This is a genomic window from Rhodococcus sp. IEGM 27 (assembly GCF_033142305.1).
Lineage (GTDB): Bacteria > Actinomycetota > Actinomycetes > Mycobacteriales > Mycobacteriaceae > Rhodococcus_F > Rhodococcus_F oxybenzonivorans.
The window spans coordinates 95,020-118,336 of the sequence record NZ_JAWLSG010000001.1 but is presented as its reverse complement, the minus strand read 5'-3'; the positions used below and the strand labels follow the sequence as shown (position 1 = coordinate 118,336).

The 23,317-nt window shown below is 64.7% G+C and carries 21 protein-coding genes; 16 read left to right on the top strand and 5 right to left on the bottom strand.

Annotation, left to right across the window (positions count from 1 at the left end):
* Positions 1–34 precede the first annotated feature (34 nt).
* From R4P95_RS00560 to R4P95_RS00510, 11 genes are all read left to right on the top strand, one after another.
* Positions 35–901, top strand: a complete 867-nt coding sequence (locus R4P95_RS00560) for a hypothetical protein (RefSeq protein WP_317746770.1) — start codon at positions 35–37, stop codon at positions 899–901.
* Positions 901–1,323, top strand: a complete 423-nt coding sequence (locus tag R4P95_RS00555) for a Zn-ribbon domain-containing OB-fold protein (protein ID WP_317746771.1) — start codon at positions 901–903, stop codon at positions 1,321–1,323. The genes R4P95_RS00560 and R4P95_RS00555 overlap by 1 nt, the downstream gene beginning before the upstream one ends.
* Positions 1,320–2,861, top strand: a complete 1,542-nt coding sequence (locus R4P95_RS00550) for a class I adenylate-forming enzyme family protein (RefSeq protein ID WP_317746772.1) — start codon at positions 1,320–1,322, stop codon at positions 2,859–2,861. The genes R4P95_RS00555 and R4P95_RS00550 overlap by 4 nt, the downstream gene beginning before the upstream one ends.
* Positions 2,858–4,033 carry a thiolase family protein gene (locus tag R4P95_RS00545; protein WP_317746773.1) on the top strand — a complete coding sequence of 392 codons (1,176 nt, stop codon included), beginning with the start codon at positions 2,858–2,860 and terminating at the stop codon, positions 4,031–4,033. The genes R4P95_RS00550 and R4P95_RS00545 overlap by 4 nt, the downstream gene beginning before the upstream one ends.
* Before the next feature lie 37 nt (positions 4,034–4,070).
* Positions 4,071–4,853, top strand: a complete 783-nt coding sequence (locus tag R4P95_RS00540; protein WP_317746774.1) for an enoyl-CoA hydratase/isomerase family protein — start codon at positions 4,071–4,073, stop codon at positions 4,851–4,853.
* A 213-nt stretch (positions 4,854–5,066) separates the two neighbouring features.
* The gene (locus tag R4P95_RS00535; RefSeq protein ID WP_317746775.1) at positions 5,067–6,368 is read left to right on the top strand and encodes an MFS transporter; all 1,302 of its coding nucleotides are present in this window, start codon (positions 5,067–5,069) and stop codon (positions 6,366–6,368) included.
* A gap of 218 nt (positions 6,369–6,586) precedes the next feature.
* Entirely contained in the window at positions 6,587–7,810 is a 1,224-nt protein-coding gene (locus tag R4P95_RS00530) for a cytochrome P450 (protein WP_317746776.1), read from the top strand.
* Between the two features lie 5 nt (positions 7,811–7,815).
* The gene (locus R4P95_RS00525; RefSeq protein ID WP_213572886.1) at positions 7,816–8,016 is read left to right on the top strand and encodes a ferredoxin; all 201 of its coding nucleotides are present in this window, start codon (positions 7,816–7,818) and stop codon (positions 8,014–8,016) included.
* A gap of 143 nt (positions 8,017–8,159) precedes the next feature.
* On the top strand, positions 8,160–9,203 hold the full coding sequence (locus tag R4P95_RS00520) for an alcohol dehydrogenase catalytic domain-containing protein (protein ID WP_213572885.1): 1,044 nt from the start codon (positions 8,160–8,162) through the stop codon (positions 9,201–9,203).
* Positions 9,204–9,386: 183 nt separating this feature from the next.
* The gene (locus tag R4P95_RS00515) at positions 9,387–9,782 is read left to right on the top strand and encodes a WhiB family transcriptional regulator (RefSeq protein WP_397517742.1); all 396 of its coding nucleotides are present in this window, start codon (positions 9,387–9,389) and stop codon (positions 9,780–9,782) included.
* 42 nt (positions 9,783–9,824) lie between these two features.
* Positions 9,825–10,154, top strand: a complete 330-nt coding sequence (locus tag R4P95_RS00510) for an amphi-Trp domain-containing protein (RefSeq protein ID WP_317746777.1) — start codon at positions 9,825–9,827, stop codon at positions 10,152–10,154.
* 26 nt (positions 10,155–10,180) lie between these two features.
* Here the strand turns inward: R4P95_RS00510 and R4P95_RS00505 are convergent, their stop codons facing one another.
* On the bottom strand, positions 10,181–10,528 hold the full coding sequence (locus R4P95_RS00505; protein ID WP_317746778.1) for a hypothetical protein: 348 nt from the start codon (positions 10,526–10,528) through the stop codon (positions 10,181–10,183).
* Positions 10,529–10,655: 127 nt separating this feature from the next.
* Between R4P95_RS00505 and R4P95_RS00500 the strand changes: the two genes are divergently transcribed.
* Entirely contained in the window at positions 10,656–12,047 is a 1,392-nt protein-coding gene (locus tag R4P95_RS00500; RefSeq protein WP_317746779.1) for a plasmid pRiA4b ORF-3 family protein, read from the top strand.
* A gap of 105 nt (positions 12,048–12,152) precedes the next feature.
* Here the strand turns inward: R4P95_RS00500 and R4P95_RS00495 are convergent, their stop codons facing one another.
* Positions 12,153–12,950, bottom strand: coding sequence for a hypothetical protein (locus tag R4P95_RS00495; RefSeq protein WP_317746780.1), 798 nt, complete (start codon positions 12,948–12,950; stop codon positions 12,153–12,155).
* A 179-nt stretch (positions 12,951–13,129) separates the two neighbouring features.
* On the opposite strand from R4P95_RS00495, the gene R4P95_RS00490 reads away from it, so the two are divergent.
* The 3 genes from R4P95_RS00490 (at position 13,130) to R4P95_RS00480 (ending at position 16,100) form a co-directional block, all read left to right on the top strand.
* On the top strand, positions 13,130–14,203 hold the full coding sequence (locus tag R4P95_RS00490; protein WP_317746781.1) for a DNA polymerase IV: 1,074 nt from the start codon (positions 13,130–13,132) through the stop codon (positions 14,201–14,203).
* The gene (locus R4P95_RS00485; protein WP_317746782.1) at positions 14,204–14,674 is read left to right on the top strand and encodes a DUF6544 family protein; all 471 of its coding nucleotides are present in this window, start codon (positions 14,204–14,206) and stop codon (positions 14,672–14,674) included.
* Between the two features lie 76 nt (positions 14,675–14,750).
* Entirely contained in the window at positions 14,751–16,100 is a 1,350-nt protein-coding gene (locus R4P95_RS00480) for a wax ester/triacylglycerol synthase domain-containing protein (protein WP_317746863.1), read from the top strand.
* A gap of 267 nt (positions 16,101–16,367) precedes the next feature.
* Here the strand turns inward: R4P95_RS00480 and R4P95_RS00475 are convergent, their stop codons facing one another.
* Positions 16,368–17,018: a response regulator transcription factor gene (locus tag R4P95_RS00475; RefSeq protein WP_317746783.1), complete on the bottom strand. Its 651-nt coding sequence runs from the start codon at positions 17,016–17,018 to the stop codon at positions 16,368–16,370.
* 101 nt (positions 17,019–17,119) lie between these two features.
* Complete coding sequence (locus R4P95_RS00470; RefSeq protein ID WP_317746784.1) at positions 17,120–17,647, bottom strand: pyridoxamine 5'-phosphate oxidase family protein; 528 nt, start codon at positions 17,645–17,647, stop codon at positions 17,120–17,122.
* A gap of 164 nt (positions 17,648–17,811) precedes the next feature.
* Here R4P95_RS00470 and R4P95_RS00465 point away from each other — a divergent pair, with 164 nt between their 5' ends.
* Positions 17,812–19,512, top strand: coding sequence for a GAF domain-containing sensor histidine kinase (locus R4P95_RS00465; protein WP_317746785.1), 1,701 nt, complete (start codon positions 17,812–17,814; stop codon positions 19,510–19,512).
* 34 nt (positions 19,513–19,546) lie between these two features.
* Here the strand turns inward: R4P95_RS00465 and otsB are convergent, their stop codons facing one another.
* Complete coding sequence (otsB, locus tag R4P95_RS00460; RefSeq protein ID WP_317746786.1) at positions 19,547–23,182, bottom strand: trehalose-phosphatase; 3,636 nt, start codon at positions 23,180–23,182, stop codon at positions 19,547–19,549.
* Positions 23,183–23,317 lie beyond the last annotated feature (135 nt).

Here is a 23,317-nt window from a genome sequence, read left to right as displayed (position 1 = left end):
GGCCATTTCAGCCGATCTGCAAGGAGATAGTGACGTGGGAGAGACACTGCTCGAGCGGGAGAAGGACCATCCGCAGGAGATCGTCGCCGAGCGTGAGGGGCGGCGCATCGTCATCATGGACTCCGCGCGTTGGGTGGACGATCGCAACACCGACCGTGACGTGGTTCTTCCGGCGTCCTATATCGGCGTGCTTCCCGCGCGGATGTGTGCGGTTCATCGACCGCGCGGTGTCATCGGCCACGATGCCTGCGTCGGCAAGGACGGTGCCGGCATCGCCGGGTTGTGGTACCTCGAGGCACTGGGGATACCGGCTGCCACCGCTGATGGGATGACCGTCGAGATGGGGAACGGTCGTGACCTCTACGAGAGTGGTCGGATCTCGCACGTGAACTACCACGCCGAATGTCTCGGCGTCGTCGTAGGCATGCCGGTGCGCCAGGCGGCGGAGTTGTTGCGGGACAGGGATCTGGGAGACACCACGGTGGGAAACAAGATCCGCCGACAGGTGGTCGAGGAGCTCGAGGACGGCAGGCGCATCGTGGTGACCGACTCCATTGTGTGGGCGCTGCCCGAGGACGCCGGCCGCAGTGTGATGGTGACCGCCGGTCACACCGGTCGCAGCGGCGCGAAGTTCCTGCTCGAGGCTGATCCGTGGGGGTTCATCTGCCACGACGGAGGAATGTCGAAGAACGAGTCCGGGATCGTCGGGTTGCGCACCGCAGAGGAAGCCGGACTCGCCGGTGCGTGCATCGACGGTCGAACCGCGCCGATCGGCGACGCCTTTCGTGGATATCACGAGGGGCTGATCAGCGCATGCAACGGACCGGCGCGCGACCGCGGAGTGGCCGTGGGTATGCCGGTCGACGAGGCAGCCCACCTCCTCCTGGTGGGTGGACGGTAATGGACGTTCGACTGGAACGCCCCTTACCCACCGCCAGCTCACTGACCGCACCGTTCTGGCAGGCGGCCCGCGAACATCGCCTCGTTCGGCCCGTCTGTGACGAGTGTGGGCACAACTTCTTCACCCCCCAGCTGATCTGCCCCCGGTGCCTGAGTGAGCGGTGGACCTTCAAGGCGAGTTCCGGTACGGGAACTGTGTACAGCAGCACCGTGATACACCGCTCGCCCTCACCCGCTATTCCGGCGCCGTATCAATTGGCGATCGTCGATATGGACGAGGGCTGGCACCTTCTGACAAACATCGTCGATAGGGGAGACATGCCTACTCCGGTCGGTGCGCGCGTCGAGGTGACGTGGGTGCCGATCGACGAGCAGTGGACATTTCCCGCCTTCCGCACCATCGAGACAAAGGACCCGCGATGAATATCGGACTCGCATACAGCCGGAACGCCCGACGGAATCCTCGAGCTCTGGCGTGTTTCGCCGGCGCTCGCTCACGGACCTGGGCACAGGTGAACGACCGTTCCTGCCGTCTGGCCAACCTTCTGCGTGATCGCTACGGTGTCGCTCGCGGCGATCGGGTCGCGGTACTGGTCGCCAACCGGATGGAAGTGGTCGAACTCGTCGGTGGCTGCGCCAAGTCCGGAGCGGTCTACGTCGGCCTCAATTTTCGGCTGGGCGAGCCGGAATACGTCGATATCTTCGCCAATTGCACACCGAAGGTGATCCTCGCCGACGGCGAGCTGGCCCCGATGGCCCGGCGCATCACCGAAGGCACGGACGTGGTTGTTCTCGATATCGACGACCCGGTCGACTACGAGGAGCAGCTGGCGGCATCGTCTCCCGCAGCACCGGAAACCGAGCGCCTGGTGGGGCCGGACGACAACTTCTGCATCGTGTACTCGAGCGGCACCACCGGGCGACCGAAAGGCATCCTTTTCGACGTCGGTGCAACTCTGCAGCACGCGGCAGTTGCGGTGGCCGAGTACGAGCTCTCCGAGTGCTCGCGCTGGATGATCGCCATTCCGCACAACTCGAGTATGCAGATCACCATCGCGCCGCTCGCACTTCTCGGCGGGGCGATCGGCTTCGCGGACTCCCGCGGCTTCAAGCCGGATCGGTTCGCCGAAGAAGTGCGGCTGAATTCTGTCACGCACACTTTCCTGGTGCCCACCATGCTGATTCGCTTGCTCGAATCGACAATTGACGCGGAGGCTGTGCCCACGCTCCGTACGATCGGATACGGATCGGCGCCGATCGCCCCGGACCGGGTCAAGGACCTTGTCGAACGCTTCGGGCCGGTGTTCGTGCAACTCTACGGAATGGCGGAGATCGCCTCGATCGGTACCATGCTCCGCAAGAGCGATCACGCGGCAGCGGCGGCCGGTAACACGGAACTGTTCGCCACCTGCGGTAAAGAATCGATGGCCGTGATGGTGCGCCTGGTCGACGACAACGGTGCCGACGTGCCGGTCAGCGAACCCGGAGAAATCGTCTTCGGCACCCCGTACACGATGGTGTCCTACTACGACGAACCCGAGCGGACCTCGGAAGTCCTCATCGACGGGTGGATGCACTCCGGCGACATCGGGCAGTGGGCATCCGACGGTTACCTGAAAATTGTCGGTCGCAAGAAAGACCTCATCATCCGCGGCGGGTTCAATATCGCGCCGACCGAAATCGAGAACGTCCTCACCCTGCATCCCCAGGTGCGGGAAGCAGCCGTCGTCGGCCTCGAAGATCCGGAGTGGGGTGAAGCCATCGCCGCCGCGGTGATCGCCAGCGGATCGCAGGTGCCGTCGGTCGAGGAACTGCAGCAGTGGTGCCGAACCCACGGGTTGCCCAGCATCAAGATTCCCGAGCGTGTCGAAGTGTGGCCGGATCTTCCGCGCAATGCCGTAGGCAAGATCACCAAAGCGGAAGTACGGGAGCAATTCACGACTGGAGCCGGTGTGTCATGACGCGGCATCACCCGTTCCACGATGTCGCCGTCGTCGGCGTCGGCATGACCCCTCAGGCCAAGCGCCTCGACATGAATTCACTGACTGCCAGTGTCCGGGCGGCGAAGCTCGCACTCGCCGACGCCGGAATCGATCGCAGCGAGGTCGACGGCATCTGTGCCCGATGGCCCGGCCCGGGTGGCACCGTCTTCCAGCCCGGCTCGGCCGACTGGGCAGGGTTGCTCGGCATCGAGGTCCGCTGGATCGGCGACACCTACCCCCAAGGCGTGCCGGCAGTACTCGACGCGGCCGCGGCGATCGCGACTGGACAGTGCCACACTGTTCTGATCACCGGAGGACAGGCGGGTGTGATGGATGCCGAAGCGGGTCGCGTCGCCTCCTACACCCGCCCGGCCAACGAGTTCGTCGAACCGTTCGGGTCCTTCACCACCGCGCAGTTCGCCCTGGTGGCGCAGCGTTACCTTCACCAATACCCGCACGCGCGGGAGGCGATGGCCGAAGTGGCCGCGACCATTCGCAATACCGGCTCCGCCAACCCCGACGCAGTCATGGCTGGTCGTGGCCCATACACGGCCCAGGATGTTCTCGCCGCTCCTCCATTGGTCGACCCGTTCACCCGGCTGGACGTGTGTCTGGCCAACGAAGGTGCCGCGGCGCTCGTCGTCACGTCGATGGAGCGCGCGCGTGACCTACCGTCGACGCCCGTGCGGATACTCGGCGGCGGGGCTGAATGGATGCGTCAGCAGTACGTCGACCCGCCTAGATACGACGACGTGTGGATGATCGGCGCCGACGCCTCGCAGCGTGCCTACGCCAGTGCCGGGATCGACCCGCACGACCTGGACTTCGTGCAGCTCTACGACGTCAATTCCGCGGAGGTTCTGCGGCAGTACGAGGCCCTCGGATTCTGTAAACAAGGTGACGGCGGGCCTTTCGCACTCGACACCGGAATCGGAATAACCGGAGGGTTGCCGACCTGCACGGACGGCGGCGTCCTCTCTTTCTCTCACATCGGTTGGGGAGCACCAACGTTGAAGATTATCGAGGCAGTCCGACAGATTCGCGGAGACGGCGGCGACAGGCAGGTACCGGGTGCTCGTACCGGTCTGGTTGCCGGTGCCGGGTCCGGCGCCCAGTACTACAACGTGCTCGTACTCGGCTCTTCGAGCTGACCAACCCACCAGCGTGGCTGACTTAAAAGGTATCTCGATGACAGATCTCGAATACGAGGTGGCCGAACACATCGCCACCATCCGACTCAACCGCCCGCAGCGGAAGAACGCATTCACTCTGGAGATGATCGACGCGTGGGCTCAGGCCCTCATCGAGGCCGAGGAGGACTCGAACGTTCGGGTGGTGGTGGTGACCGGCGCAGGCGGGGCCTTCTGCTCCGGCGTCGATCTCGCTGTCCTCGATAGCATCGCGCCCACGCCTCTGGGCGCGAAAGAGCTACTGACCAAACGTGTCCACAAGGTCGCCCACGCAGCGGAGGCGCTCAGCAAACCGTACTTGTCCGCAATTCCGGGGGACGCGATCGGCGCGGGCATGGACATGGCACTACTCACCGATATTCGACTGGCGGGGGAGTCGGCCCGATTCTCGCAGGCCTACATCCGTGTCGGTCTCGTCCCTGGCGACGGGGGCTGCTACCTACTGCCTCGCATCGTGGGCACCGCGACAGCTCTTCAACTCATGTGGACCGGAAGAATTGTCGATGCCGAAGAGGCGCTTTCCCTCGGCATTGTCAGCGCGGTGCATCCCGACGATCAGCTGGACGACGCCATCCACGAATTGGCCTCCGAGATCGCCCGCCAACCGCCTATCGCGGTGCAACTCATCAAGCGCAGCACCCGGTTGGGTGAAAGACATGACTTGAGAACCGCATTGGATCTCATCTCCTCGCATCATGCGGTTGTCACGGCAACCGACGATTCCCGCGAGGCGCGCCGCGCGCTGGCCGAGAAGCGCCCAGCGCACTTCGTTGGCAGTTAGCTGCCGGCCGACACACCCAACTACCCGTCGAGGGGCAGGGCGCGATGCGTCCTGCCCCTCGAGTCGTCGGCCGGCCGTCGCCTCCCGGTTTCGTGTTGACAAGGTCACTGCGGAAAGTAAATATACATATAGTAACTCTAGTTACTTGGGTCACACCGGCGCCTGTGGTGGTGCCTCTTCATCGGGTGTGTCAATGTCAGCGGAGGTTCATCTATGACGATCCAGGAACGTAACAGCGAGTCCGAACTCGCATCCCGACGACGGCGAAAGGCCTTGATTGCCGGATCTGTGGGAAACACTGTCGAGTGGATCGATTGGGCGCTCTACAGCGCCCTGGCGCCGGTCTTTGCCAGCCAGTTCTTCCCACCGGCCTCCCCGGCAGCGAGCCTGCTGGCGACATTGGCGGTGTTCGCGGTCGGGTTCCTCATGCGTCCGGTCGGCGGCGCACTGATCGGCGTTTTCACCGATCGGCACGGCCGGAAGAAGGGGCTCACGCTGACCATCGTGATGATGGCGGGCTGCGCCTTCGTAATCGCACTGTGCCCCACCTACGCGCAGATCGGAGTCGCGGCGCCGATCATCCTCCTGCTGGCTCGCCTCGTGCAGGGATTCTCGGCCGGCGGTGAGTTCGGCTCCTCCTCGTCGTTGCTGGTGGAGTCTGCGACCGGCATGCGCCGAGCGTTTGCTGGTTCCTGGCAACAGGTTTCAGCCGGACTAGGGGTCCTCATCGCCGCCGTGTTATCGCTCATTCTGACCTCTACGCTCGACGCCGAGACGATGTCCACCTGGGGTTGGCGGGCCGCCTTCATCGGGGGCGGTCTGCTGGGCCTGGTCGGGCTCTGGCTACGGATCGGATTGGACGAAACCGACAGCTTTCGCGCTGTGCAGGCGGAGGGACGGGTGGCCCGTAACCCTCTGACCGAAGTGTTCCGGAAACACCCGCGGGAGGCACTGCGCGTGATCGGGATGGCGGCCGCGGGCGTCCTCATCTACTACATCTGGATCAATTACATGCCCGGCTACGTCAGTGCAGCGATCAAGACGATGGATCTGCAGACGGCGCTGGTCGCTAACACCATTGCACTCGCCTACTTCCTCTGCCTCCTGCCCTTCGTCGGCATTCTCGCCGACCGTGTAGGGCGCAAGCCGGTGATGATCACCTTCGCGGGCGGCTTCGTGGTCTTCGCCTATCCCGCGTTCTTTCTCCTTGGTACCGGGGGATTCTGGACGCTTTTCGCGGTCGAGATGATCGGTGTGACACTGCTTGCCGGGTATGCGGGACTGATCGCCACGGTCATGGCCGAACAGTTTCCGGCCGAGGTGCGCACGACGGGAATCGGGTTTCCGTATGCGATTGCAGTCGCCGTTTTCGGCGGAACCGCCCCATATGTCACCACCTGGTTGGCGACGAGTGGATTGCAGGACTGGGTATGGCTGTACGTCGCTGCTGCAGCCCTTTTCGGTCTGGTCGTGTATGCGCGGATGCCGGAAACACGCGACCGTGTGCTCACGTAAGAACAATCCGCCCGTGCGTTGGCGTGCCGGCCAGGCCTCCGCGCGGGCTGCTTGACAGCACCTTTAAAGAGTGTAAATATAACTATAGTTTGTTGTGGCAGGAGTCACAGCGAGTGCAGGCAGAGGCTGCCGCCAGATTGCCGAACATCACTCCCTCAGCTCCGGCGTGAACACCTCACCTCGAACGCTTACAGCAATCCCGCAAGGAAGGTTTCCTCATGACCCAGAACCCGTCGGTTCAGCCGTTCAAGCGAGACATGTTCTCGGATTTCGATTTCGAGGATCCGGAATTCAACGAGCGCTTCGATGAGGTGCTCAACGAGATGGCAGCCAAATGTCCGGTTGCGCACAGCCAGACCGGGCACGGTTACAAGGTGATCAACACCTACAAAGATGTGAAGAAGGCTGCGCAGGACTGGCGTACCTTCAGCTCGGCCAAGGGCTACGCGGTCAACCGACCGGAAGGAACACCCACCATCTTGCCCGAGGAGTCGGACCCGCCGTACCACGACAAGTGGCGCAAGGCGCTCAACCCATTCTTCTCACCCACGACAGTCGCCGGCTTCGAGGACCAGATCCGGACGATCGCGAACGAGCTGATCGACAATTTCGAGACGAAGGGCAGCTGCAACTTCGTCCGCGACTTCTCCGCGCACCTTCCCGGGATGGTCTTCTTCCGCTGCGTCATGGGAGTGCCCGAGGCCGACCTGCCCGAACTCTTCGAAGGTATCGACAAGGGAACCTTCGGGCCCGTGGAAGAACGCCCCCAGTACTTCATGAAGGTTAACGACTATCTGTCGGAATATCTGGAAATGCGGAGCAAGGAAGCGCCACGGGGAGACGTGGTGGACATCGTCAACGCCGGCGTCACCCGGGAAGACGGCGAACCCGCCCCGTGGGAGGACAAAGTCGCGATCGTTCTCGACCTCGTCTTCGGTGGGCTGGCGACGACCACCCATGCGATGACCGCCGCGGTCAACTACCTTGCCCAGCACGAGGATGTGCGTAAGGAACTGTGCGACAACCCCGGCCTCATCCCACAAGCCGTCGAAGAGTTCGTTCGCCTCTTCGCCCCGGTGGTCGCGCCGGCGCGTTACGTCACCCAGGACACCACTCTCGGTGACCTCGAACTCCGCGAGGGGGACTGGATCGCTCTCAATTACGCCGCAGTCTCGCGCGACCCGGCAACGACGGACGATCCCACCACCCTGGATATTCACCGCAAGGGCGTCGTGCACACGGCCTTCGGTATGGGACCGCACCGCTGCCTGGGTTCCCATCTGGCCCGGCTCGAACTCAAGGTGACGCTCGAAGAGTTCCTCCGACGCATTCCCAATTTCCACATCACCGAAGGAACGTCGGTGAAGACCGAAACAGGTCAACTCAGGACAACGACGTCGCTCGAGATCACCTTCGACGTCGACGACGAAGCGAAAGGCTGATCACCATGAAACTGAGAATCGACGGAGGACTGTGCACGGGCCACGGACGGTGCTACTCCATCGCCCCGGACGTGTACGAGCCCGACGACGAGGGCTTCTCGGACAACCGCGACGTTGAACGAGAAGTCCGTCAGGGTCAGGAAGAAGCAGCGCGGCTCGGCGCTTCCAGTTGTCCCGAAGCAGCCATCGTGCTGAGTGAAGACTGACGCGTACGGGACTTATCGGTGCAGGCGGTGGCAATGTGACACTCTCATTGCCACCGCCTGCACCGATATCTTTTTGCCGACCTGTCGGGATTCTCGGCACGGCATATCTGCACGTTCCGCAAGGCTCATAAGGAGACGACCCAATGCGAGCTATCCAATATCTCGGTGTGAACAAGGTCGAACACAGCGAGGTGCCTGATCCGAAGATCACTCCCGGCCACGTGGTGCTGCGCGTCGCCGCCGCGGGTGTCTGCCAAACCGACGTTCATGTCCGCGCGGCACCCGAGCCGATGATCCCCACAGGCGTGGTGCTCGGTCATGAGATCGCCGGCCACATCGTCGAGTGCGGGGAGGGCGTGGACGACCTGTCGATCGGTGACCTCGTTGTGGTGCACCCCGTCTGGTCCTGCGGCCGATGCCGGCAATGTGCCGCCGGCCGGGAGAACGCCTGTCTGAACACGGGCGGACGAATGTACCCCGCAACAACCCCAGGGATCTCCATTGACGGGGGAATGGCCGAATTCGTCACGGTTCCAGCGAGGGCCGTCGTGCCCGCGAATGGCCTCGACCCCGCATTCGCGGCGGTTCTCCCCGACGCAGGCCTCGTGCCCTATCACTCCATCAATGCCGCCAGAGACCTCTTGCGGCCGGGCTCGACGGCGGTGGTCATCGGAGTGGGCGGTCTCGGCCAGTTCGCTGTCGAGTTGCTTCGTGCCCTCACCAGCGTTCGAATCATCGCGCTCGATATCAGGGAAGCGGCGCTCGCCGCGGTGCGACACAAAGTCGACTACACATTCGCATCCGATTCCTCGGACGTCGCCGACCAAGTTATGGGCGCAGCCGGTGGATACGGCGCCGATTTCGTTCTGGACCTCGTAGGGAACTCGGCGACGTTGAAGCTCGCCGGTGCGGTGGTTGCACCGTATGGCTCGATTCGGGTTCCTGGCCTGAACGACGGAGTCTTCGAGTTCGAAACCTCGCAGGTAGCCGCCTCCCTGCCGTGGGGTGCTTCGATCACCCGCCCCTACAGCGGGACATATCAGGACCTGCACGACCTCGTCGCGCTGGCCAGAACGGGCCAGATCGGCATCGATCTCGTTCGGTACACCTTCGACGATGCCCTGAGCGCCTTCGACGACCTCGAAAGCGGCAAGGTCAATGGCCGGCCAGTCGTCGTGATGAGTTGAATCGTCGGCGTCTCCCTCGGTCCGGGTCGGTGCCTAGGCAGGACTAGGGAAAGCTCCTGTGTTCTCTGCTCCGCTGTTCGGGGAGTCTGAAGTGACGACGGGCAACGTCGGTGGGCAAGGGCGGATCACCCGCCGAATGCCGCCGGCACCGACTGCGCCGCCGACACAGCAGAAGGGACTCTCGTGCCGACCGAGACTTCGACAGCTCCCGGACGAGGCCTTTCGTCGCTGAGCGCCGCCACGCATGAGGAGATCGCCACCCTCGTTCCGGGTGACTGGGTGCTGCGCGCCGCGTGCCGTGGCGCTGATCCGGCGGTGTTCTACTCGCCTGACGGCGAACGCGGTTCGGCTCGCGTCCGGCGCGAAGCGAAGGCTCGGCAGATCTGCAGGCCCTGCCCCGTGCTCGCGCCGTGCCGCGAGCACGCTCTGGCGGCGGGTGAAACGTACGGTGTTTGGGGTGGGTTGACCGAGGCGGACCGACGGAAGCGCACTCACCGACTTCGCCGCGGCGAGCCGACCACTCGGCTCGATCCCTTCGCTCCCGGTCGCGGCCGTTTGAGCAACGTCGACTCGTCCTGACGGTTACGGTGAAAACATACTGTGCCGAGGTCAGGAGTCGTCGTGCCCAAGTTGGAGATCAAGCGGACGTCCGAGCTCACTCGGAAGGAGGTGTCCGACAGGCTCATCGCGCTCGGGCAGGCCCTCGCGAGTGGCTCCGAGGTGGAACTGGGATCGGGTGGCGACTCGATCACCATCGACGTGGCCGACCAGGTTCGCTGGGAGCTCGAGATCGAGGTCGAAGGTGACCAGATCGAGTTGGAGATCGAGATCAGTTGGCGCGACGGACCGTCCGGTAACGACGAGGCGGAGGAGGCTTCCGCCGAATCGGACAGCGAGGTCCCGGCCAAGCCCGCGCGTAGGGGACGACCGCGCAAAGCAACCGCCAAGTGATCTGCCTGCGCATGCCGGTCAGTTACTCACCGCCGCCGTAGATCGGGCCACGGCGGACGGCGCAAAACGGCCAACGTGGCGATCACCGCCGACGCCAACCCGATGAACTCGCCGAGTAGCGCGATGCGCGTGGAATCGACGGCCGGCTGCCACCACACTCTGCCGCCGTGGATGACGAACACGCCGACCGGTGACGCCGTGAGATCACCGTCCCGCCTGGTCTCTCTTCCGCTCGGCTTGCCGAAGCGAAACCCGCGGTGAACCCGCGCGACGGTGATGACCGTGGAACCGTCCGCCGTCTCATAGGGCTCACCGAAGACGCGCGGCGCCCCGGCATGGTCCTGCCGTAGGTCCACGACTTTCCGAACTTCCATTTCGCTCTCCACACGGTCCCGCGATGCCGACGAACTTCACCATCGTCACACGCCTGGATGTCCCAGATGCCGGATTGAACTCGCCAGCGTTGTCGCGGCTGTCCGGAGCTGGCCCTACCATGACCCCATGGCAGCTTCGGGCTCACGCAGACACCTCTCCGTCGTTCCCGACCAACCGGTCATCGACCGGCCTTCGCAGCGCTCGGGACGACTCGACGTCGTGAGCTACCAGCTGCGCATCGAGCTCGACGACGTGTCGCCCACCATTTGGCGGCAGTTCGTCGTCCCGTCGAATCTGCGACTCAACCAGCTGCATCCGGTGCTCCAGACGGTGATGGGGTGGTACGACAGCCACCTGCACGCGTGGGTCGGCGGGGAGCCGCCCGCATCCGAGCGGTACGAGATGCAGGAGAGCATCGACGAGGGTTTCGCCGACGAGGACGACGAGTTGTGCGAGGACGACATCCGGCTGGACCAGGTGCTGGTGCAGCCGGGCGACCAGTTGTCGTATGCCTACGACTTCGGGGACGGCTGGGACCATACGATCGTCCTGGAGCAGATCAGGGCCGGCGATCCTGAGCCGAAAACGCAGTGCCTCGCCGGTGCCCGGGCGTGCCCTCCCGAGAATTCGGGCGGACCCGGTGGATACGCCGATCTGCTGGGGGTGCTGGCCGACCCGAGCCATCCCGAGCACCAGGACGCGAGCGCGTGGGTGAATTCGGGATTCTCGCCCGAATCTTTCGACCCCTCCGTCGTCAACGCGAGTCTGGGAGGACACGAGGCAGTCCGGGCGCACGGTCCGGTGCCCGACTCGGCATTCGCCGAGTTGCTCCGCCACATGCCGCCCCGCGCTGCGCCGCAGGTCTATTCGATGCTCGAACGTGCCCACCTGACCCAACGATCGGGTGACTACCTCGTCGCGCAGGAGGCGGTGACACTGCACCTGCGCTGGTTCCTGCAGCGCATCGGAGCCGACGGCATCACCCTGACGAAGGCCGGTCACCTCCCGCCGGCCGTGGTGGCCGAGGCCCGGGAACTACCGGGATTCGACGGCTGGCCGTCGACCAACAACCGCGAAAACGACCAGCGGCCGGTGCACCTGCTGCACGTGTATACGAAAACACTCGGGCTGGCGCGCAAGTACAAGGGCAAGCTGGTGCAGACCAAGCTGGGCGCCGAGTTTGCGGGCAACGCGCGCGGAATGTGGAGCCACCTCCTCAACAGGCTGCCACTCGGCACCGACCGGGTGGAGCGGGAGGCCGGATACCTGGTGCTCCTCGCCCTCGCCGCCGGTGCGTCACCGAATGAACGTCAGAGCGTGGTCGCCGAGGGACTCGCGGCCCTCGGGTGGCGGGCGAGCGACAAAACAGTGGTCGAGGGGCTGGAGGCCTACTGGATCGCTCGGCCGACCATCGAATTCCTCATGCTCACCGGTGCGATCGGCGAAAGTTACGGGGTGCACGACACGAGCGATCCGGAGTGGGGTCGACTCCTCGCGCGCATGGTGTTGTCGATGTGAGGTGGCGGCTCAGACTCCGACGAGGGGGACCTGGAACCAGCCTCGTGACGGAGTGATCCTGCCGATCTGGCGTCGTTGATCGCTGACTTCTGCCGCGAAAATCGATCACTCGATCGCTTGGCAGTCCGGTGGATCGAGGGCGAGTGCAGCGTCGGCCGGCGCAAACCTGGCACTGATGCTTACCTGGTCGACCGAATGCTGCTGCCCCAATAAGGAATAGGGTTCGTAGGGCCCGAACTCGAACTCGAGTGAACGTAGCGCACCCGCGTCGGTGAGCTCGACAGCAATCGGGCCACCCAATCGCCCAAGAATCCAACGATCCCCCCAGACCCGGTCCGGTGTGTCCACGAACTCATCGTCCGGCTGTGTGGCCGAGGGCGTGAGTTCGACCTCGAAGGTATCGAGAGCTGGATCGATCATCCGGGCCTGCTCGATTTCGCCGCGCAGGCTCTCGACGACTGCTCCGGTAACCCGCAACGCTTCTTCGACACTTATGGTGTCCGTGAAGTAGCCAACCGGCGCGTGAGGGTTCATCCAACAGCGCTGTCCGGCGGCACCGATGGATCCACCGACAGTCTCGCTCACCGTGTTTTCTGCGCCCTCGCCTCCAAGCCCGATCACCGTCCCGATCTGGAATGCTGCAGGCGGCTGCGCCTCATCGACCTCGAATCGGAATCGACCCTCGGATAGGGCGATGAGGCCTTCGCCTGCCCAACGCGCATCCGAACTCTCGGCCCCTACTGACAGCGTGAGCACCTCTGCTGCGAATGCGTCGTTCGCCGCTGCGCCTACGAGTGACTCGGGCGCGGGCCCTCCGCCGGGCGGCGTCGGTGTGTCATCGGAGCAGCCAACTGTCATCGCTGCAGTGATCACGCACAGGACGCTCGCTGCGAGGGTTCTCATGCCGCGATTCCTCGGCCGACTCAACATGCACGGCATCCCTTCGCTCGACTAACGCCCGTGGGTGCCCTGCACACGTCGCCCGTGTGGGGGATAGAGGCAAAGCTTATCGCGACCCCGTCCAGTAGCTTCCGCGTCGCGTTTCGAGGTGCTGGCTCCGCCGATTCCGGCACACTGATTCCATGACCACACCGCCGCATCGCAGGTGGGTGCTGCATGTCGATCTCGACCAGTTCATCGCCGCGGTGGAGGTGCTGCGCCGGCCCGAGCTGCGGGGTAAGCCCGTGGTGGTCGGTGGGCGCGGCGACCCCACCGAACGCGGGGTGGTGTCGACGGCGTCGTACGAGGCACGCGAGTTCGGGGTGGGGTCCGGGATGCCGCTGCGGACCGCGGCCCGCAAGATCCCCGACGCCGTGTTCCTGCCCGTCGACGCCGAGGCCTACACCGAGGTGTCCGCGGTGGTGATGGATACGTTGCGGAAGATGGACGCCGTGGTGGAGGTGATGGGGTGGGACGAGGCGTTTCTCGGTGTGGAAACCGAGAATCCCGAGGCGTTCGCCCGGGCCATTCAGGCGGCGGTGCTCGAGGCGACCGGACTGCATTGCTCAGTGGGGATCGGCGACAACAAGTTACGTGCCAAGATCGCGACCGGGTTCGGGAAGCCGCAGGGCATTTTTCGCCTGACGGGTGCGAACTGGTTCGACGTCATGGGGGAGCGGGACACCCGCTCGCTGTGGGGCATCGGCAGCAAGACAGCGAAAAAGCTTGCCGCCCTGGGTCTGAACACGGTGAGTGAGTTGGCGGCGGCCGCGGACGAGGACCTTGCCGCAACGTTCGGCCCGACCATGGGACCGTGGTACGGCAGGATCGGCCGGGGCATCGACCGTTCCCCGGTGACCGCCGATCCGTGGGTTGCCCGCTCCCACAGTCGCGAGACGACGTTTCAGCAGAACCTCGACGACTGGTCCGCCGTCACTGAGGAGATCCGCCGTCTCGCCGTGCGGGTGCGGGAAGACATTGTGGCAGAGAATCGTCCGGCCGTTCGCGTCGCGTTGAAGGTGCGCTACGCGCCGTTCATCACCCGCACCACCAGCAAGGCGCTGCCGGAACCGACCTTCGACGTCGACATCATCTGCGACGCAGCCGCGGCCCTGGTCGACCGGTTCGACCACGACCGCGAAGTGCGCCTCCTCGGCGTGCGGTTGGAGATGACCCCGCCCACAAGGACGATCACCACCCGTGAGGAGGGCATTTGAATGTCTGAGCCGTTGCCAGTTCCTCGGGCCGCCCGCCACGTGAGGGGGCAGTGGAAGAGCTTGGCGAATGTGCACGGGACCGGGCAACGGTTTCACGCCACCCTCGCCGAGGATCTTCCACCCGCGGCCCGCCGGTGGATCACCCACGCCGTCGCCGAGAACACGCCGCTCGCCCGAGTGGTACGACTCGAGATGCGTGGACAGATCCGGCTCCGAGCGTGGTGGTCGTTCACCGCCACCCAAATCCTCGCCCCGGGCGACGGCTTCATCTGGGCCGCCACGGCGAAGGTAGGGGGTCTGCCGATTCTGGGTTATGACCGTTTCACCGACGGTAGGGGTGAGATGCGGTGGCGACTCGGTGGACTGATCCCGGTGATGTCCGCCCATGGTCCTGATGTCACCGCCAGTGCGGCCGGGCGCCTGGCCGGCGAATTCTTCCGCGCCGAGATCACCGACGCCCACTTCCGCTGACACCGCAGCTCAGCCATGAATTGCCGGGAATCGGCGCAAGTGTGCCTGCACAGCACATGCACTCTGGCATCCTCGAATCGTGGCGAAACAGCGCAGAATTGAGCGCCTCGGCCCGAGCGACCTGACCGAACTCGCCTCGGACGTCGGGCCGGTGCCCATGAATGTCGGTGCCGTGCTCTTCCTCGCCGGTGACGGGGCAGTGGACTCGGCGACCATCGAAGCCACGCTCACGAAGCGGATCAGCGGGATACGACGGTTGCGGCAATGCCTGGTCGACCCGCCACCGGGCCTGGGCCGGCCGTACTGGGCCGATGACGAGCACTATGACGTCGGTGCCCATCTCGCACGGGTGCGCTGCCCGGCGCCGGGTGACCGTGACACTGCCCTGGCGCTCGCGGTGGACGCGGTCACCCAGCCGCTGCCTCGCTCACGGCCGCTGTGGAGAGCGATCATCATCACCGACCTTGCAAACGATCACAGGTCCCTCGGCTTGGTGATGGTGCTGCACCATGTTCTGGCCGACGGGATCGGTGGCCTTGCGATCCTTGCGCATCTGGTCGACGGCATGGCCGCGGCGGGATCGGTGGACGAGATCCCCACTGTCGTCGCGGCGCCACGGCCGAAAGATCTTCTCGTCGACTGCGTCGTCGAACGCCTCCGCACGTTGCGGCGATTCCCGCGGACCGTGGCACGCGTGCGCGGGGGCGTGAACGAACTCGGGCACGGTATCGGTCGCCGCGCACCCCGCTGTTCGCTGAATGTGGCGACCGGGCCGCGCCGCAGGGTGACGACAGTGGAGACCGATCTCCGAACTGTTCGGGAAGCCGGGCGAAGATCCGGGGCAACGGTCAACGATGTCCTCCTGGCCGCGATTACCGGAGCCTTGGCCGCCCTCCTGGAACGGCGCAACGAATTCCCGCAGGAGCTTGTGGTCTCGGTACCGGTCTCCGCCCGCAGGTCGACAACGAGCGGGCACCTGGGAAATCAGGTGGGGGTCATGCCGGTCCGGGTTCCACTGGCCGGGAGCCCGGCGGAGCGGGTAACCACCATTTCCGGGATTACCCGTGTCCAGAAAAGGAGAACTCGGGGTACGTCCGCGGCGCTGATCGGGCCCCTTTTCCGGCTTCTGGCAGCTGCCGGACTGTTTCGGTGGTTCGTCGACCGTCAACGGCTCGTCAACTCGTTCCTGTCCAACCTGCCAGGGCCGCCGTCCCCACTCGCCATCGCAGGGAGTCCGATCGCGTCGATGGTGCCGATTACCGTCACCGCTGGAAATGTCGGTGTCGCGTTCGCGGCACTGTCGTATGCCGGCACACTCACGGTCACGATCATTGCCGACCCCGACGTGGTACCGGAGATCGACGACCTCGCCGCAGCCCTGCACGAGCAATTCAAGGCGATCGACGAGGGTCACGCCTCGGTGTAGAACAATGGGCGTAAGGCTCGAGTGCAGACGTTGCGAGTGGACTGGAAGAGGTCGGTGCCCGGCACTGGTGGGCCGCGCTTGTCGCAACCCTGTCTTCGCAGTCCGGCAACGCGTACATGCGGTTCGTGGGGGTGGTCGAGGACGACGGGTGGCAGCAGCTCGGCCACGGAGTGCAGCCCTGGCAGTTGACGTATTAGCGACCGGAACAGCGGTCCGACCCCGAAACTAGCTAGCTCCCGCCCCACGGCCGGGACTGCGAGAGCGACGTCACCGCGGTGTGGTGCGGCTGTGCGGAAGTTTGGTGGCGATGACGGCGGCCTGTGTGCGGCGTTCGACGCCGAGCTTGCTCAACAGCCGGGATACGTAGTTCTTCACGGTCTTTTCCGCGAGGAACATGCGCTCCGCGATCTGCCGGTTGGTCAATCCTTCGCCCAGAAGGGTCAGGAGTGTGCGTTCCTGATTGGTCAGTCCGGCGACCAGTCCTTCTTCCTCGGTGGGTTTTGCCCGCAGTTTTTCCATCAGGGCGGCGGCCGCACGGTTGTCGAGAAGCGACTTCCCGGCACCGACCTCGCGGACTGCGTGGGCCAGTTCGGTGCCGCGGATGTCTTTGAGGGCGTATCCGCTGGCACCGGCGAGGATGGCGTCGAGCATGGCTTGTTCGTCGGTGAAGGAAGTCAACATCAAGCACCGCAGGTCGGGCAGCTGGGAGAGGAGGTCGCGGCACAGTTCGATGCCGTTGCCGTCGGGTAGCCGCACGTCGAGGACGGCGACGTCGGGTTGCAGCGCGGGAATCCGTGCGAGAGCTTGGGCGCAGTTTCCGGCCTCGCCGATGACGGTCAGTTCCGGATCGGTGGACAGCAGATCGGCGATACCCCGGCGCACGACCTCGTGATCATCGACGAGAAAGACTGTGATCATGCGGCTCAGAACTCCATTTCCGGTGGTCAGCGCCCTGGTTGACAGCGTACGTGATGAGGCAGACTCTTCGTTGCTGTCTCGAGAATCAGTGCAGAGGGGGGTCAGCGGTGATCACCGGCGGGGCGGAGCAGCGTGGTGCGGTGCCCGCTGATCTGTTCGATGCCGATTACGAGGTAGCGGTCATCACGTGAGCTGCTCCACGGTATGCAGGCCGGATCGGCGAGTCCGATCAACCCGTCGGTGCCGGACAGTACCCGTGACCTGCCCATTGCCAGGACACTCCAGCCGGTGCGGGTGGCCGGGTCGATGGTCCCCGCCTCGAACGCGAGCACCCCCCGGTCGAACCGGTCGAACCACGGATTGTTACCCGTGGGGATGACGAGATCGCTGTCGAGGGCGGCGAACGTGACCGGCCGCACCGCAGGCAGAGCGTCCTCGGTGTAGACAAGCCGGCCGGTCGGAACCGAGCGCAGCAACTTCCGGCATTCGGCAATCGGGAGCGGACCGTCCGAATCCATGGCCACCACGGGTGATTTTTGATACATGACTGCTTCTTCCGTGGGGGTGAGTACCGACCCCACCAGCATCGGGGCTGCTACCAGGACGCAAACAGAGGACAAAGTCGTCACTGTGGTCCTCGAGCGCCCTGACCGCATTTCCGGGAATATTTCGGCTGTACTCGTTGACCGTCCTCCTCGAGCCGCGGGATACGGGCGGGTGAACCGCCGTGCCTGCCTGCGTGGTCGTGGTGTGATGGGGGTGAGTGTCGATACTCGGTAAGTGGGAGCGAACGATGAGCGCCGACGAGGAACCGTTACTGACAGGTGGGTTGTCGCAGTTGCGGCTGCGAGAGCTGCTGGTCGAGGTTCAGGACCGCATCGGCCAGGTGATGGACTCCCGCGATCAGATCGACGCTCTCCTCGAAGCGGTCCTCACCGTAGCGTCGGGCCTGGAATTGAGTGCGACCCTGAAGCGGATCGTGCACGCGGCAATCGAGTTGGTCGACTGCGAATACGGTGCCCTGGGAGTACTTAATCCTTCCCGGGACGGACTCCAGGAATTCGTCTACGAGGGGATCGATGAGCAGACACGAGAATTGATCGGTGATCTCCCGACCGGGCATGGCCTCCTCGGGTTGTTGATCGAGCAACCCAAGCCAATCCGTCTCGACAGCATCGCCGCGCACACCGCGTCGTCGGGATTCCCGGACCACCACCCGCCGATGCGCACGTTCCTGGGGGTACCGGTCCGGGTGCGCGGGGAGGTCTTCGGGAATCTGTACCTCACCGAGAAGGCGGATGGTCAGTCCTTCACCGAGGACGACGAGGTCGTCGTCCAAGCGCTCGCCGCCGCTGCGGGTATCGCCGTCGACAATGCTCGGCTGTTCGAGGAGGCCCGGCTGCGGCAGCGGTGGCAGCACGCGACCAGTGAAATTCGCGGGGAACTCCTCGCGGCCACCGATACCGGGGAAGTACTCGACCTCATCGCCCAGCGAGCGCGAACACTCGCCGGCGCCGACCATGTACTGATCGCCCAACCCGACGACCCCGATGTCGAGACCGCCGAGGTCACCACCCTGGCGGTCACCGCCTACGCCGGAAACGACCCCGCCGCCTTCCACGGCCGGCATATCCCCGTCGACGGTTCCGACATAGGACGAGCGTTTCGCACCAGGACGCTGACGCAAGCTCCACATATCGCGGACGGCGACCGCTACGGGCCCGCGCTGCTGCTGCCGCTGCGGGTATCCCCCGATGCGGTCACCGGGGTTCTGGCGATCATCCGCGAACTCGGGGCGGAATCGTTCGACGATCGGCAACAATCGCTGGCCGGTGAGTTCGCCGATCAGGCTGCCTTGGCGCTCAAGCTGGCTGATGATCAACGGCAGCTGGCCGATATGTCGCTGATCTCGGACCGTGACCGGATCGCGAGGGACCTTCATGACCACGTCATCCAGCGTCTGTTCGCCCACGGCCTGAACCTACAAAGCACCCAGGCACGCACCCGGGCCCCCGAGATTCGCGCACGACTCGAGGACATGATCGACGACGTGCAGCAGATCATCACCGACGTCCGGACCACGATCTTCGATCTGCATCGCGGAACGGACGAGGATTCCGGACAGCTGCGGCAAGTACTCAACACGGTCGTTGCCGAGCAGACCGAAAACAGCGGCCTGCGCACAACAGTTCGGATGGCTGGGCCGCTGAATGTGATCACCGGTCCGCTCGCCGACCATGCCGAAGCGGTATTGCGTGAGGCACTCAGCAACGTCGTTCATCACGCCCGAGCCCGTGCGGTCACTGTCACCGTCTCGGTCGATGACGACCTCACTGTCGATGTCAGCGACGACGGCATCGGCCTCCCGCCGACAGTGGCACGTAGCGGTTTGCACAATCTCGCCGCCCGAGCCGAGCAGGCCGGGGGGACTTTCACGGTTGCACCCAGGGACGCGGGCGGGACTCGATTGACGTGGGCGGCCCCGCTGCCGTAGGTCTGACATGTTTTTTCGTTGCGGGTTGCGGCCCCTAGCCGACACTGACGGTGCACCCGGGCTGCAGGGTAACGGTCTGGTCGCGGCATACGATCTCGATCGGTCGTTGGTTGCCGGCCGCTGCGCTCACCTGCACCTTTCTGCCTGTGACGGTGAGCCAGAGGTGGAGTCCGCGATAGACGATGGGAAACTTCAGTGCGCCGAGTTCCTCCGGCCATTGCGGGCCGAACACCAGCCGGTCCCCGCGGGTTTCGAGTCCGGTGAAACACCGTTGGAGCAGGTCGACGCTCCCCGCCATCGCGGCGAGATGTATGCCCTCGGCGGTCGTACCGCCCTGGATATCGGCGATATCGGAGGCGAGTACCCGTTCGAAGAATTCCATGGCTTTGTCGCGGTTGGCGCGAGCGAGAACCCATGAATGCACTACCGCACTCAGGGTCGAACCGTGCGAGGTGCGGGCAAGATAGTAGTCGACCGTCCGCGGAATGGCCTCGGGTTCGAACTGGTAGCCGAGTCTGCCGAACAGGTCCCGCAGCTCGTCGGCGGACAGTAAGTAGAAGAGCATCAACACATCGGCCTGTTTGGAGGCGCGGTAGCGGTTGACGTCGTCGTCTTCGGCCTCGAGGATCCGGTCGAGCCGTTGAATGTTGCCGTATCGCTCGCGGTAGGCGTCCCAGTCGAGTTCGGCGAGGTTGTCGTATCCCTCGAACTGGCTGATCACCTGATCGTGGAACGGCACGAACATTCGGCGGCTGACGTCTTCCCACCGTGCCATTTCCTGTGCGTCCACGGCCAGGGTGTCGACCAGATCGACCCGGTCCGCCGACGCGAGTGCATCTAGAGCCTCGAGAGCGCGCAGGATGACCCACACCGCCATTACGTTGGTATATGCGTTGTTGTCGATCCCGTCGAATGGCGACCCCGGGTAGCCGGAGTGGAACTCGTCCGGACCCATGACCCCGCGGATGACGTATCGGCCCCGCACCCGGTCGTAGGTGGCGAGACTGGCGAAGAATCGTGCAATTTCGGCCAGAAGTTCGGCACCGAAGTTGGTGAGGAACTCGAGGTCGCCGGTCACCTGGTAGTACTGCCAGACGTTGTAGGCGATCGCTACCCCGATGTGGTGCTGGCGCCAGCTCGGGTCCGGCAGCCACCGCCCCGACGCCGGATTGAGATGCAGCTGCTGGCTCTCCTCCCGACCGTCGCTGCCCGATTGCCACGGAAACATCGCACCCCGGTAGCCGGCGGCGCTCGCGGCGTGGCGGGCCTCGGTGAGCCGGCGGTACCGGTAGCGCAGCAGCGACCGGGTGAGGGACGGAAGCCGCAGGGTCAGTACGGGGAAGACGAACAATTCGTCCCAGAAGATATGCCCTCGGTATGCCTCACCGTGCAGGCCCCGGGCCGGTACCCCCACATCGAGGTCGGCGGTGTGGCGGGATACCGTTTGCAGCAGGTGCAGTAGATGAATGTGCACGATTCGGGAGGCGTCCTCGTAGCCCTTCAGTTCGATCCCTGCCCTGTCCCATAGGTGTTTCCACGCGAGGACGTGACCGTCGAGCACGTCGTCGAAGCGGCCGAGCTCCGAGAGCTGGCGTGCAGCTTCGTCGGCCGGGTCCGACACCGCGTGATCGCGGCCGGTAAAGACCGTCACCATCTTCTCGAGGGTGACCGATTCCCCCGGGGACACTTCGACGGTGATGTCGTGCCCGATCTGCCTGTCGCTCGCGAACAGCTGGTAGCGGCAGTCAGCTTTCTCAGTATTGCGCCACAACCGGTTCCGGGCGGCCATCCCCACCGGTATCCAGGACATATTAGTGCGCATCGACAACAGCACCGAGTCGTCCGTCAGCTCGGTGGCGCGCAGTGGAGTGAGGTGGTCGCTGGCCAGCTCGCGGTAACGCTCGACGAGGGTGTTACCCACCGAACCGTCGAGCACCGACCGGATTTCGAGCTGCCCCGACCAGTCTTCTGCCTCGATCGTCGTCTGCAGCGCACACACATGGGGCAGGTGCATCGCGACGAAGCGCCGCTGGACTACCGAGGTGGTGCGGCCGGCCTCGTCGCGATAGCGAAACCGCCGGGTGAGAACGGCCCGGCGCACGTCGAGATATTGGCGGTAGTCGAGGAGTTCGGCGGTATCGATGTCGAACCACGCCGTCTCCTCGACACGGAAGGTGGTCGCAAGCCAGTTCGGCGCATTGACCAGGCTTTCGTTGACGATGGTCATGCCCGACCGTTCCTCGCTTAGCCGGTTGTAGATCCCGGCGAGGTAGGTGCCCGGATAGTGCACGGCGCCGGCAGCGGACTCGGGTGCGCACCCGCGCGTGGCGAAGAAGCCGTTCCCGACGGTGCAGAGCGCCTCACGCAGTTTCTCGGCAGGCGGGTCGTATCCGTCGAAGAACAGGATCCAGGCGTCCGACCGCGAGGCAGTCTCCGGATTTCCTTCCATCAGATCGGCCAAACGTTGCAGCAGGTCGCACACCTGTGCTGGTCCGTTCACCGCGAACCGGGCCGCCGACCGTCGGTCGGCCGCCTCATCGCTGCGGACCACGATTCCCACCCCGGTGTCCGCGACGGCGTCGAAAGCGTCCTCGTCGGTGAGATCGTCACCGACGTAGAAGGGAACCAACTGCGTTGAATCGACGACGTGTCCGAGAATCCACTCCAATGCTCGGCCTTTGTCCCAGCGGATGTCGGGACGTATTTCGACGACCATTCGGCCCGCGGCGATGCGCAGACCATCGACCGCACCTGCCGCCTCGTACACTGTTGTGATGACCTCGTCGACGCGGGCGGCGGCGACGTTACGGTAGTGGATTGTCACCCCGAACCGCTTGTACTCCACCAGGACACCGGGAACTCCGTGGAGCTGTTTCTCGACGAGACGTCCAGTCTGCGCGAGCAACGGCACCGCGGTGAGCGCGTCGGGATTTTCGTAGTGCTCGCCGTTCGGCCCGCTCAGTTCGAAACCATGGCTGCCCGCGTACCAGATCCCGTCCATGCCGATGCGCAACCGGACGTCCTCGAGATCGCGGCCGCTGATCACGGCCACGGGACAAACGCGACCCAAGCGAGCCAATTGTGCTGCGGCGCCGTCGATAAGGACCGCCGCGGACGGGTCGTTGACGATATCGGCGAGGGTGCCGTCGAAATCGAGGAACACCGCGGGCCGCCGGATACGCAGGAGGGTGGCGAGTTCGTGTCGGGACGTCACCGCGTCGGGGATCTGCGACAGACGACGATCCCCCAAGCGGATCGTGATCTCCGCCGGGTCGGCAACCATGTGGTCCGCACCCCAGCAATCCTTCTCCGAGCCGATCCCTACGACCAGGGCGAACCCGCTCCGCTTGGCTGTAGTCGCTGTTGCTTCCGAACGAGTGACTACGACTGATGCGGCGGGCTGGGTTCCGAGCCGGCGTGCGGCCTCGTTCGGTGCCTCGCCGTCGATGCGGACAGGAAACAGGTCGGCGATCCCGGTGGCCTCGATCACCGCCTCCACCTCCCCGCTCGGGGAGAACACGGCCGTGTCCACGCCCAGCGCACGCAGCCGGCGCACCAGCATGGCGGTGGAATCGACGGTGACAGGCTTCGCGGACTCGGTGTCGACAACCACATCGAGGTCGAAGAGGACGGCGCCGTGCCGGCGCAGATCGATCACAGGTCCGGCCATGGGTTCAGCTTTCGCGTTGTGCAGAGCTGTCCGGGTGCTTGTCGAGCGGCGTCCAGAGTACGTCGAACTACTGATGGGTGGAAGTCCGGGCGGGAGCGTAAGTACGGGAGGCTGTTTCGTCGACCAGCGTCGAGT

Bases quoted from the DNA above. Each gene is read 5' to 3' on its own strand.
- R4P95_RS00555 (WP_317746771.1), top strand. From the start codon at position 901: ATGGACGTTCGACTGGAACGCCCCTTACCCACCGCCAGCTCACTGACC.
- R4P95_RS00550 (WP_317746772.1), top strand. From the start codon at position 1,320: ATGAATATCGGACTCGCATACAGCCGGAACGCCCGACGGAATCCTCGA.
- R4P95_RS00545 (WP_317746773.1), top strand. From the start codon at position 2,858: ATGACGCGGCATCACCCGTTCCACGATGTCGCCGTCGTCGGCGTCGGC.
- R4P95_RS00540 (WP_317746774.1), top strand. From the start codon at position 4,071: ATGACAGATCTCGAATACGAGGTGGCCGAACACATCGCCACCATCCGA.
- R4P95_RS00535 (WP_317746775.1), top strand. From the start codon at position 5,067: ATGACGATCCAGGAACGTAACAGCGAGTCCGAACTCGCATCCCGACGA.
- R4P95_RS00530 (WP_317746776.1), top strand. From the start codon at position 6,587: ATGACCCAGAACCCGTCGGTTCAGCCGTTCAAGCGAGACATGTTCTCG.
- R4P95_RS00525 (WP_213572886.1), top strand. From the start codon at position 7,816: ATGAAACTGAGAATCGACGGAGGACTGTGCACGGGCCACGGACGGTGC.
- R4P95_RS00520 (WP_213572885.1), top strand. From the start codon at position 8,160: ATGCGAGCTATCCAATATCTCGGTGTGAACAAGGTCGAACACAGCGAG.
- R4P95_RS00505 (WP_317746778.1), bottom strand. From the start codon at position 10,528: ATGGAAGTTCGGAAAGTCGTGGACCTACGGCAGGACCATGCCGGGGCG.
- R4P95_RS00500 (WP_317746779.1), top strand. From the start codon at position 10,656: ATGGCAGCTTCGGGCTCACGCAGACACCTCTCCGTCGTTCCCGACCAA.
- R4P95_RS00495 (WP_317746780.1), bottom strand. From the start codon at position 12,950: ATGAGAACCCTCGCAGCGAGCGTCCTGTGCGTGATCACTGCAGCGATG.
- R4P95_RS00490 (WP_317746781.1), top strand. From the start codon at position 13,130: ATGACCACACCGCCGCATCGCAGGTGGGTGCTGCATGTCGATCTCGAC.
- R4P95_RS00485 (WP_317746782.1), top strand. From the start codon at position 14,204: ATGTCTGAGCCGTTGCCAGTTCCTCGGGCCGCCCGCCACGTGAGGGGG.
- R4P95_RS00475 (WP_317746783.1), bottom strand. From the start codon at position 17,018: ATGATCACAGTCTTTCTCGTCGATGATCACGAGGTCGTGCGCCGGGGT.
- R4P95_RS00465 (WP_317746785.1), top strand. From the start codon at position 17,812: ATGAGCGCCGACGAGGAACCGTTACTGACAGGTGGGTTGTCGCAGTTG.
- otsB (WP_317746786.1), bottom strand. From the start codon at position 23,182: ATGGCCGGACCTGTGATCGATCTGCGCCGGCACGGCGCCGTCCTCTTC.